The sequence below is a fragment of the Achromobacter sp. genome, from assembly GCF_032113835.1.
Taxonomy (GTDB): domain Bacteria; phylum Pseudomonadota; class Gammaproteobacteria; order Burkholderiales; family Burkholderiaceae_B; genus Achromobacter.
On record NZ_DAMCTG010000126.1, the window covers coordinates 1 to 11189 of the forward strand.

At 65.8% G+C, this 11189-nt stretch carries 11 protein-coding genes; 10 read left to right on the forward strand and 1 reads right to left on the reverse strand.

Annotated elements, in window-relative coordinates; translation table 11 throughout:
• The 4 genes from hscA to RT697_RS25570 all read left to right on the forward strand — a co-directional run.
• Window positions 1-1847, forward strand: a 1847-nt coding sequence (gene hscA / locus RT697_RS25555) for a Fe-S protein assembly chaperone HscA (RefSeq protein WP_313702458.1), incomplete at its 5' end; no start/stop codon positions are given.
• A gap of 9 nt (window positions 1848-1856) precedes the next feature.
• Window positions 1857-2198 carry an ISC system 2Fe-2S type ferredoxin gene (fdx, locus tag RT697_RS25560; RefSeq protein WP_013394592.1) on the forward strand — a complete coding sequence of 114 codons (342 nt, stop codon included), beginning with the start codon at window positions 1857-1859 and terminating at the stop codon, window positions 2196-2198.
• The gene (gene iscX, locus RT697_RS25565; RefSeq protein WP_313702459.1) at window positions 2198-2392 is read left to right on the forward strand and encodes a Fe-S cluster assembly protein IscX; all 195 of its coding nucleotides are present in this window, start codon (window positions 2198-2200) and stop codon (window positions 2390-2392) included. Before fdx ends, iscX begins: the two co-directional genes overlap by 1 nt.
• Before the next feature lie 163 nt (window positions 2393-2555).
• The gene (locus RT697_RS25570) at window positions 2556-3440 is read left to right on the forward strand and encodes a methylglyoxal synthase (RefSeq protein WP_313702460.1); all 885 of its coding nucleotides are present in this window, start codon (window positions 2556-2558) and stop codon (window positions 3438-3440) included.
• Between the two features lie 18 nt (window positions 3441-3458).
• Here RT697_RS25570 and RT697_RS25575 read toward each other — a convergent pair whose 3' ends face one another.
• A complete protein-coding gene (locus RT697_RS25575) occupies window positions 3459-4262 on the reverse strand; it encodes an enoyl-CoA hydratase-related protein (RefSeq protein ID WP_313702461.1) in 804 nt (267 codons plus the stop codon).
• A 252-nt stretch (window positions 4263-4514) separates the two neighbouring features.
• On the opposite strand from RT697_RS25575, the gene RT697_RS25580 reads away from it, so the two are divergent.
• The 6 genes from RT697_RS25580 to RT697_RS25605 form a co-directional block, all read left to right on the forward strand.
• Window positions 4515-5339 (forward strand): ABC transporter ATP-binding protein, encoded by an 825-nt coding sequence (locus RT697_RS25580; RefSeq protein ID WP_313702462.1) that lies wholly within the window; start codon window positions 4515-4517, stop codon window positions 5337-5339.
• Window positions 5339-6217, forward strand: a complete 879-nt coding sequence (locus tag RT697_RS25585; RefSeq protein ID WP_313702463.1) for a branched-chain amino acid ABC transporter permease — start codon at window positions 5339-5341, stop codon at window positions 6215-6217. Before RT697_RS25580 ends, RT697_RS25585 begins: the two co-directional genes overlap by 1 nt.
• A gap of 3 nt (window positions 6218-6220) precedes the next feature.
• Window positions 6221-7258, forward strand: a complete 1038-nt coding sequence (locus tag RT697_RS25590; protein WP_313702464.1) for a branched-chain amino acid ABC transporter permease — start codon at window positions 6221-6223, stop codon at window positions 7256-7258.
• A gap of 52 nt (window positions 7259-7310) precedes the next feature.
• The gene (locus tag RT697_RS25595; protein WP_313702465.1) at window positions 7311-8492 is read left to right on the forward strand and encodes an ABC transporter substrate-binding protein; all 1182 of its coding nucleotides are present in this window, start codon (window positions 7311-7313) and stop codon (window positions 8490-8492) included.
• Between the two features lie 79 nt (window positions 8493-8571).
• Window positions 8572-9366 carry an ABC transporter ATP-binding protein gene (locus RT697_RS25600; protein WP_313702467.1) on the forward strand — a complete coding sequence of 265 codons (795 nt, stop codon included), beginning with the start codon at window positions 8572-8574 and terminating at the stop codon, window positions 9364-9366.
• Window positions 9363-11189: AMP-binding protein (locus tag RT697_RS25605; RefSeq protein WP_313702466.1), on the forward strand; the 1827-nt coding region annotated here is incomplete at its 3' end. The genes RT697_RS25600 and RT697_RS25605, both read left to right, overlap by 4 nt.

An 11189-nucleotide genomic window follows, 5' to 3' on the forward strand; every position in this document is an offset into this window, starting at 1 on the left:
TATCCGAGCCCGGCGAGTCGCCCGCGCCGCACCAGCGCAAGCTGGCGGTCGGGATTGACCTGGGCACCACCAATTCGCTGGTCGCTGCCGTGCGCAGCAGTGTGGCTGAAGTGCTGCCCGATGCGCAAGGCCACGCCTTGCTGCCGTCGGCGGTGCGATATTTCCCTGGTGGCAAAGTCACGACTGGCCGCGAGCCGCTGGCTCAGCAGGCCGAGGATCCGCTGAACACGGTCGTGTCCGTGAAGCGTTTCATGGGCCGGTCGCTGGAAGAGGCGCAGGCAACGCGCGCGCCGTATGAGTTTGTCGACGCGCCGGGCATGGTGCGGATTCGCACGGTGCAGGGCGACCTGAGCCCGGTCGAGGTGTCCGCGCAAATTCTGGCGGTGCTGCGTCAGCGTGCCGAAGACGTGCTGGGCGACGAACTGGTGGGCGCAGTTATTACCGTGCCCGCGTATTTTGACGACGCACAGCGCCAGGCGACGCGCGATGCCGCGCGGTTGGCGGGCCTGAACGTGCTGCGCCTTTTGAATGAACCGACTGCGGCGGCAATTGCCTACGGCCTGGACAACGCTGCCGAGGGTGTTTACGCCGTTTATGACCTGGGCGGCGGCACGTTCGATATTTCCATCCTGCGCCTGACGCAGGGGGTGTTCGAAGTGATTTCCACCGGCGGCGATACGGCGCTTGGCGGTGACGATTTCGATGTCCTGATCGCGGATCACGCCGTGGCGAAGCTGGGCTTGGGCGAACTGTCGCCCGCTGAGCGCCGCGGCTTGCTGATGGCAGCGCGCGCTGCGCGTGAAGCTTTGTCGGACGCCGAGGTGACGAGCCTGAAGCTGACGCTGTCGGGCGGACGCGAGGTCGAGTTGACCCTCACCCGTGACGAATTTGAATTGCTGGCCCAGCCGCTGATCGAGCGCACGCTGGACACGGCGCGCCGAGCGCTGCGCGATGCGGCGCTCAAGCCAGCCGACGTGCGCGGCGTGGTGATGGTGGGCGGCGCGACGCGCATGCCCGTCGTGCGCGCCGCGGTGGCCAAGGTGTTCGGCACGGAACCGCTGACCGATCTGGATCCGGATCAAGTCGTGGCGCTGGGCGCCGCGCTGCAAGCCAACCTGTTGGCGGGCAACCGGGCGCCGGGCGAAGACTGGCTGCTGCTGGATGTGATCCCGCTGTCGCTGGGTCTGGAAACGATGGGCGGGCTGGTCGAGCGCATCATTCCGCGCAACAGCACCATTCCGGTGGCGCGCGCCCAGGAATTCACGACGTTCAAGGATGGCCAGACGGCCATGAGCATCCACGTGGTGCAGGGCGAGCGCGACCTGGTGGCGGATTCCCGTTCGCTGGCGCGCTTTGAACTGCGCGGCATCCCGCCCATGGTGGCCGGCGCCGCGCGTATCCGCGTGACTTTCCAGGTGGATGCGGACGGCTTGCTGAGCGTGACCGCGCGCGAGCAGAGCCAGGGCGTCGAGGCGATGGTGTCCGTCAAGCCGTCTTACGGTCTGTCTGACGACGAGATCGCGCAGATGCTGGCCGATAGCGTGGCGCAGGCCGATACCGACGCCAAGGCGCGCATGTTGCGCGAGCAACAGGTTGACGCGCGCCAGTTGGTGGAATCGGTGCAGGCGGCGCTGGCCGTTGACGGTGACCTGCTGGAGCCGGAAGAACGCAAGCGGGTGGACGAGTGCCTGGAAGCCGCGATCGCGGCGCAGCAGGCCCAGGACGTGGACACGGTGACGCAAGCCGTGCAAGCCCTGTCCGCCGCGACCGACGACTTTGCCGCGCGCCGCATGGACCGCAGCATCCGCGCCGCGTTGGCCGGCCGCAAACTAGACGAAATCGCCTGATAAGAAGTTATGCCGAAACTGACTGTATTGCCTCATCCCGACTACTGTCCCGAAGGCGCGGTGATCGAAGACGCGCCCAAGGGCGTGTCGATCTGCCGCGTGCTGCTGGACAACCACATCGATATCGAGCACGCCTGCGAACTGTCGTGCGCCTGCACGACCTGTCATGTGGTGGTCAAGCAAGGCTATTCGTCGCTGGAAGACGCCACGGACGACGAGGAAGACCTGCTGGACAAGGCCTGGGGCCTGACCCCGACGTCGCGCCTGTCGTGCCAGGCGCTGGTGACCGACGCTGACCTGACGGTCGAGATTCCCAAGTACACGATCAATCACGCCAAAGAGGGTCATTGATGAAGTGGACCGATACCTACGAGATTGCGGCCGCGTTGTACGACGCACACCCTGACGTTGACCCGAAGGTGCTGCGCTTCACGCAGCTTCGCGACTGGGTCATGGCCCTGCCGGACTTCAGCGACGATCCCGCCCATTGCGGCGAGAAGATCCTGGAGGCCATTCAGATGGCCTGGATCGAAGAAACCGACTGATCGTGGCTGTACAAGACGCTCCCTGTTGGGAGCGTTTTTTTTGGGCTGCGCTGCCCGGGAGCACGCAGGCATGGGCGCCTTTCCGTGGCTGACATGTCGGCGTCGCGCGGGCCACGGTATCATCGGGGATCCGTTTGTTTGTCCTTTCCAGCCGAGTCCACCGATGCCCGCTGCCCAACTGCGTTTTGGCCTGGCCGCCAATCGTTTGCACCATGAAACCCCCGACGCTGCCCTGTTTACCTGGCTGCGCGCGTGTTCGTCCACCATCCGTGAGCTGGGCGTGCAGTTGCACACGGTGGGGCGCACCCATGATGCGATCGTGCGCGAGGGCATGCTGCAGAGCTATCCCGGCCTGATCCGCTATCCGTACGGGCGCGAGGGCGGCCTGATGAAGCTGGTGGCGCGCGTGACCGAAGGGCGCGATGGCCAGGCGCCGTTTGACGGCGCGATCTACCTGATCGATCCCGTTGACCCGTCGTCGATTTTTCCGGAAGCGCTGGCGCTCAAGCGGCAGTGCATTACGCATGGCCGTCCGTTCATTTCGACGCTGGCCGGCGCCATCGAATGGATGGAAGTCGAACGCATACACGCCGGGCTGGCGCCGGACGCATCTGCGTCGCGCCATTTCAATTTCGCTGGCCAGACGCTGGCGATGATCGCCCACGACGCGCTCAAGGACGAGATGGTGGCGTTTGCCAGTGAGCACTTCGATGTGCTGTCGCGCTTTGCGCGGCGTGTGGCTACCGGCACGACCGGCGGCCGCTTGAATGAGTTGGCCTGGTCGCGCGGCTGGCCCAAGGACACGCCGTGGGTGCATCGTTACCTGAGCGGGCCGCTGGGCGGCGATGCGCAGATTGCGGAGCTGGTGCTCGAGCACCAATGCCAGCGCGTCATCTTCTTTGAAGACCCCCACGTCGCACGCCAGCACGAGGCCGACATTCAACTGTTGGAACGCGCGGTGCGCGTCGTGACCGAATCCGCCACCTGCGCCACGTCGCCCGCTGTCGCGCGGCGCTGGGCGCAAGCGGTGGAAAAACGGGTCGTCTGAACGCCGAACGCGGCGGCCTTATTGGCCGCTAAAACGCGGTGGGCGCCTCTCGCGAAATGCCGCGACGCCCTCCGCGAAATCGGCGCGCGCAGCTGACTGCAGAAAGCGCGCCGTTTCCTCGGCGAGCTGCGTTTCAAGCGGGGCGTGCGCGGCGCTGCGCAGCAGCGCCTTGACGCCTGCGATGCCGTGCGGCTCGTGCCACGAGACGTCCTGCGCATAGGCCTGCGCGGATGCCGCCAGTTCACCGGCCGGCGCGGTGCGCGTGATGATGCCCCACGCCATCGCCTCTTCGGCCGTGAAGGCATCGTGCCGCAACAGCAGATCCAGCGCGCGCTTGGGGCCGGCGGCGCGGATGAGGCCGTGCGTCATGCCGGCATCGGGCGTGGCGCCAAGCTTCAGGTAGGCCGTCATGAATCGCACGCCGGCTTCGGCGATGGCCAGATCGCAAGCCAGCACCAGCGACAGACCCGCGCCCGCCGCCACGCCGTGCACCTGCGCGAGCCAGACCTTGTCCATGCGCGGGATGCGCGTGACGAAATCATTGAGCGGCGTGAAGAGATCCGACAGCGTGGCGCGCACCGTCGCGGTGTCGCCCGTGAACATGCCGATGTCTCCGCCCGCGCAGAATGCCTTGCCCGCCCCGCGCAGCAGCACGACCTTCACGGCGTCGCGCGTTTCGAGCCACTGCGCGGCTCGCAGCAGGTCGCGGGCCATGGCGACATCGATGGCGTTGAGCGCGTCCGCGCGGTTCAGTGTCAGGGTGGCGAGGGCGCCGTCGGTCTCCAGCAGCAGCGTCTGGAACACCGGTAGTTCCTGGGTCATGGCGAGTCTCCGTTGTCGGGTAAATACCAACTGTCGATCAAAAAACCGCGATGCTATGGTCTGAACCGAGCGCTTGCTTGGTTGGGGTTTGAGCACGCTTAGCGTAACGCATAGAACGATTTTCCGGCGCTGTACTGGCGAAGGTAAAGACAGGTTCGTTGCATCACCTGCCTCGCAGGGTCGCCAGGTTCACCGTCGTAAAAATGCCCGCCTCAGGCGGCAAAAAAACTTCGCATCAAAGCGAGGAGACAAATGGTGGATCAGTCCGAAAGGCCTGCGTTGCTGGAGGCCGAGGGGGTGACGCTGGCGTTCGGCGGGGTGAAGGCGCTCACCAATGTGGGCTTTCGCGTCGCGCCCGGCTCCATCACCACGGTCATCGGCCCGAACGGCGCCGGCAAGACCTCGCTGTTCAACACGATCTCCGGGTTCTACAAACCGGCCGCCGGACGCATTCGCTTCGAAGGCCGCGACATCACGCGCGTGCATGCGCCGGAACGCGCCAAGCTTGGGCTGGCGCGCAGCTTCCAGAACATTGCGTTGTTCCGCGGCATGACGGTGCTGGACAACATCAAGCTGGGCCGCCACGCGCATCTGCGCACCAACGTGCTGGATGCGCTGTTCTATCTTGGCCGCGCGCGCCGCGAGGAAATGGCGCTGCGGGCGGACATCGAAGAACGCATCATCGACTTCCTGGAGATCGACCATATCCGCCATGCGCCGGTCGCGGCGCTGTCGTACGGGCTGCAGAAGCGGGTGGAACTGGCGCGGGCGTTGGCGATGCAACCGAAGGTGCTGATGCTGGACGAGCCTGTTGCCGGCATGAACCGCGAAGAGACGGACGACATGGCGCGCTTCATCCTGGATGCGCGCTCTGAATGGGGCGTGACCGTGCTGATGGTGGAGCACGACATGGGCATGGTGATGGACCTGTCGGATCATGTCGTGGTGCTGAATTTTGGGCAGGTGATCGCCCACGGCACGCCGGGAGAGGTGCAGGCCAATCCCGAGGTCATCAAGGCGTATCTGGGCGCCGGCGACGTGGGCGATCTGCGCCGGCGGCTGCGGGAGGCGGCCTGATGGACTGGCTGTTCCTGCTGGAGGTGTCGCTGGCCGGGCTGGGCAGCGGCGGCCTGTATGCCCTGGCCGCGTTGGCGTTCGTGATCGTGTACAAGGCGACCCGCGTGGTCAATATCGCGATCGGCGAATTCCTGATGCTGGGCGCGTACGTGTTCTATGCGTTTGCGACGGGGATGGCGTGGCCGATCTGGCTGGCCATCGTGGGCGCGGTCGTCGTGTCCGGCGCACTGGGCGCCGTCGTCGAGCGCCTGACGATACGGCCCATGTTGGGCGAGTCGCCGATCTCCGTGTTCATGATCACCGTGGGCCTCGCGTCGATTCTGGTGGGCGCGGTCGAGCTCATCTGGACGGCGGACCAGCGGCGCCTGCCGGAGTTCATGCCGCGCGCGCCCGTCATGGTGGGCGAAGCGTTCGTGGCGCCCAAGGTTTTCTACGGCTTCTGGGTGGCGGTAGTGCTGGCGCTGCTGGTGCTGGTGGTGTTCCGCTACTGGCGCGGCGGGGTGGCGTTGCGCGCGACCGCGTCAGATCAGGGCGCGGCGTATGCGATGGGCATCAACGTGCCGCGCGTGTTTTCGCTGGCGTGGGTGACGGCGGGCGCCATTGCCGCGGTGTCGGGCGTGATCGTGGGCGCGATCGGCGGCATATCGTCGTCGATGGGCGTGTTCGGGCTGTCGGTGCTGGTGGTGGTGATCGTGGGCGGCCTGGACAGCGTTGCGGGCGCGCTGGTCGGCGGCATCTTCATCGGCCTGCTGGAAGCGTGGGCCGGTGCGTATCTGGGGGGCGAGTACAAGCTGCTGGCCACGTTCGTCGTACTGGTGGTCGTGCTGATGGCCAGGCCCTATGGCCTGTTCGGCACCCGTGAAATCGAGAGGCTTTGATCCATGCGCATCGCGACCGCCAAGCAGACTTACCTGGCCGACGAGGCGCTCTTCGACACGCGCACGCAGCACGTGTGGCTGGCGTTGCTGGCCGCCTCGCTGGTGCTGTTTCCTTTTTTCGCGAACGCCTATTGGCTCTATCTGGCGTGCCTGGTCGCGATCAACATCGCCAGCGCGACGGGGCTGAACATCCTGACCGGCTACACCGGGCTGGTCAGTTTGGGCCAGGCGGCGTTCATGGGCCTGGGCGCGTACACCGTGGCGGTGATGGAATTGCATCTGGGCACGCCGGTGCTTCTCAATCTGCTGGCGGGCGGCATCGTCGCAATGTTGGGCGGGCTGCTGGTCGGCATTCCCTCGTTGCGGGTGAAGGGACTGTACCTGGCGATCTCGACGATCGCCGCCTCCTTCATCGCGCACTTCATCTTTGCGAACTGGCAATTCACCGGCGGCACGAGCGGGCTGCAGGTGCCGCCGGCGCGCGTGCTGGGGATGGACCTGGACACCTCGTTCAAGATCTATTGGCTGATCGTGCCCGTGACCGTGCTGATGGTGCTGGGCGCGGCCAACCTGTTCCGCACCCGCATCGGCCGCGCGTTCATCGCGATACGCGACCGCGACATTTCCGCCGAGGTGCTGGGCATCCGCCTGTTGCGCTACAAGCTGCTGTCCTTCGGGCTGTCCTCGTTCTATGCCGGGGTGGCGGGCGGTTTGTGGGCGTACTTTTTCCGCGTGGTCACGCCCGAGAGCTTTCCGCTCATCATGTCTATCTTTTTCCTGGCGGCCATCATCGTGGGCGGCATGGGCTCGATCCTGGGATCCATCCTGGGCGCCATCTTCATGACGATGGTGCCCGAGTTCCTGAAGCTGGTCGTCGGCTGGCTGCCGGTGGGCGGCGATGCGTTGCGGCTGATATCGCCGGTGCGCACCATTGTTTTCGGCCTGCTGATCGTGGGCTTTCTGATCTTCGAGCCGCACGGGCTTGCGGAAATCTGGCGGCGCGTGCGCCGATTCTTTCACCTCTGGCCTTTTCGCACGTAGCGCGATGCGTGCGGCGTGACGGCGGCCACCTATAAGACCCAGGAGACAAACCATGAAGCGCATCCGGATAGGCAGCGGTTTATCGAGGTTGTTGGCCCCGTTGGGCCTGGCGGCGGCACTGGCGGCGGCGCCCGCCGCGCAGGCAGCCGAGGACCTGGTGCTGGGCGGCTCGATTCCGCTGAGCGGCGTCTTCGCCTTTGCCGGGCAGGGCATCCATGCCGGGATCACGGACTACGTGAAGATCATCAACGACCAGGGCGGGATCAAGGGCCGCAAGCTGCGCTACGTGCCTGAGGACACCGCGTACAAGGTGGACGCGTCGGTGGCGGCGTTCAAGAAGATCACCAGCCAGAACAAGGTGAACTTCTACTACGGCGATTCGACGGGCTTTTCCAAGACCATCAATGCCGAATTGAACCGCACGGGCGACATCCTGATGACGGGCGCGTCGTTTGCGACCGAGCTGAACGACCCGGCGAAGTATCCCGCCCAGTTCATGCTGGGACCCGACTACACCGAGATGTTCGGCATTCTGCTGCGCTACATCGCCAAGGAGCAGCCGGGCGCCAAGGTGGCGTTCGTGTATTCGGACACGGAGTTCGGCCGCGATCCGATTGCCAGTTCGCGCGCGGTGGCCGAGAAGCTGGGCCTGAAGGTGGCGACCGAGATCATGACGCCGCCGGGCAGCGTGGACGTGTCGACCGAGGTCATCAAGCTGCGCCGCGCGGATCCGGACTTCACCATATTCCATGGCTATGTGCTGGCGCCGATTCCCGAATTCGTGGGGCAGGGCAAGCGCATGGGGCTGAAGACGCGCTACATGGGCACGTTCTGGACGATGGACAACTCGACCGTGATGCAGATGGGCGAGGATGCCGAGGGCTTCATGGGCGTCATGCCTTACCGCTACTACTACGACCAGGCGGCTGACGCGCCGATGCTGAAGAAAATCCGCGAAATGCGGCCGCAGTACCAGAGCACGGGCTACATGCAGGGCTTCCTGGCCGCCATGCTGTTCTCGGAAGTGGCCAAGCGCACGCTGGACGCGGGCAAGGACCTGACCGCCGCCAACATGAAGGCCGCGCTGGACGGCATCAAGGACTTCGATACGGGTGGGCTGATCGGCGTGCCGATCACCATCAAGGGCAACTCGATTCCCGTGGGCCGGATCTATCGCGCGGACGTGAAGCAGAAGCAGATGGTGCCGGCGTCCGACTGGATCGTGCTCAAGTGAGGCAGCCGTGAATCCGGGACATGACGCGCGGGGACCTGAGGTGAGAGCAGGCGTGAACGCCGTGGCGCCGTCCAAGGCGGTGCTCGACATCAACAACATCGAGGTCGTCTACAACAAGGCGGTGCAGGTGCTGCGCGGCTTGTCCCTGTCGGTGCCGGCCGGCAGCATCGTTGCGCTCCTGGGCAGCAATGGCGCCGGCAAGTCCACCACGCTCAAGGCCGTATCCGGTCTGCTGGACCTGGAGGACGGCGAGCTGGTGCGCGGCCAGATCGTATTTGGCGGCGGCGATACGGCGGGCATCAAGCCGCAGAACCTGGTGCGCTCGGGTCTGGCGCACGTCATGGAAGGCCGGCGCGTGTTCGAGGATCTGACGGTGGAAGAGAACCTGGTGGCGGCGACGTATGCGCTGACTGGGCGGCCCGCCGCGCGCGCGGACTTCGATCTGGTCTATGGCTATTTCCCGCGGCTGTTCGAGCGGCGGCGCGGGCTGGCGGGCTATCTGTCGGGCGGCGAGCAACAGATGCTGGCGATCGGCCGCGCGCTGGTCGCCCAGCCCACGCTGATGCTGCTGGACGAGCCGTCGCTGGGCCTGTCGCCGATGCTGGTCGAAAGCATCTTTTCGATCATCGCGCGCATCAATAGCGAACAGGGGGTGTCGATGCTGCTGGTCGAACAGAACGCGTCCGTGGCGCTGGCGGTGGCGCATTACGGCTACATCATGGAGACCGGCAAGGTGGTGATCGACGGTTCCGCGGACAAGCTGGCGGCGGACCCCGACGTGCGCGAGTTCTATCTGGGCATCGGCGGCTCGGGCGAGGCGCGGGGGTTTCGGGACATCAAGCACTACAAGCGCCGCAAGCGCTGGCTGTCATGATGGACACGCGCACCGATCCGGGCGGCTGGCCGCCATTGACGCTGCCGCAGATGCTGCGCGAGCAGGCGCGCCGGCAGCCGTCCGCCGTTGCGATCCGGCAAAAGGATTTCGGCATCTGGAAGCCGATGACGTGGGATCAGTACTGGCAGCGCGCGTGCCGCGTCGGCCTGGGACTGCGCGCGCTGGGGCTCAGCGTGGGCGGACGAGTCGCCATCGTGTCGGACAACCGGGTGGAGTGGCTGCTGACGCAGATGGGCGCCTGCGCGGCCGGCGGCGTGGCGGTGGGCGTCTATTCCACCAGCCCGGCCGAGGAAATGGGCTACGTGCTGGCGCATGCGGATGTCGAACTGGTGGTGTGCGAAGACCAGGAGCAGACGGACAAGGTGCTGCAGGTGGCGGACAGGCTGCCCCATCTGCGCCGCATCGTGGTGATCGAAACGAAGGGCCTGCGCTCGTATGCCGACGCGGATCGCGCGCGCATCGTGACATTTGCCGAGGTCGAGGCTGATGGCGGCCAGCGCGAGACCGTGGAGCTGGCCGCGCTGAACGCCATGCTGGACGGACAGCAACTGGACGACACCGGGCTGATGATCTATACGTCGGGTTCGACCGGCAAGCCGAAGGGCGCGATGCTGAGCTACCGCAACATGCGCGGCGTGGCGCCCGGCATTGCCGATCGCCTGTCGATGGATGCGTCCAGCGTGCACCTGTCGTACCTGCCGCTGTGCCACGTCGCCGAGCAGATGCTGTCCACGTTCGTGCCCATCTACCTGGGCTCGCAGGTGAATTTTGGCGAGTCGCTGCGCACCGTGCAGGAGGACCTGCGCGAGGTCGCGCCGACAATCTTTCTTGGCGTGCCCCGCATCTGGGAAAAGCTGCACGCCGCAATCTCGATCAAGATGCAGGAGGCCGGCCCGGTGCAGCGGTGGCTGTACGGCCGGGCGCTGGCGCAATGCGCGCCGTTCCTGGAAAAGTCCCCCGCGCAGTACCGGGTGAGCGAACGGCTGACGCACTGGCTGTGGTACTGGCTGGTGCTGCGCGCCTTGCAGAACTTCATCGGACTGCGGCGGGTGCGGGTGGCCATGACGGGCGCCGCGCCGATACCGCCGGACGTGGTGCGCTACTTTCGCACGCTGGGCGTGCCGCTGGTCGAGGTGTATGGCCTGACGGAGTCGACCGGGATGATCTTTGGCCAGCATCCCGACCGCGTGAAGGTGGTCACGGTGGGCGAGCCGATCCTGGGCGTGGAATGGCGCATAGGCGAATCAGGTGAACTCCTGGTGCGCGGCGACATGGTGTTCCAGGGCTATTACAAGAACCCGGAAGCGACGGCCGACACCGTGCGCGACGGTTGGTTGCACACGGGCGATGTGGTGGCGGAGGAGAACGGGCGCGTGCGCATCGTGGACCGGCTCAAGGACATCATGATCACGGCGGGCGGCAAGAACCTGACGCCATCCGAGATCGAGAACGCGGTCAAGGGCAGCCCGTACGTCAAGGAATGCATCGTCATCGCCGACGGCAGGAAGTACGTGTCCGCGTTGATCCAGCTGGAGTTCGACACGGTGGGCAAATGGGCCGAATCGCGGCGCATCGCGTTCACGCATTTCCGGTCGCTGGCCGAATGTCCGCAGGTGCGCGAGCTGGTGCAGCAGGAAGTCGCGCGGGCAAACGCCGGGTTGGCGCCGGTCTCGCAGATCAAGCGCTTTCATCTGCTGACCAAGGAACTGGACCACGACGACGGCGAGGTGACCGCGACGATGAAGGTGCGGCGCGCCAGCATCTACCGCGCGTATGCCAACGAAATAGAAACGCTCTACGTT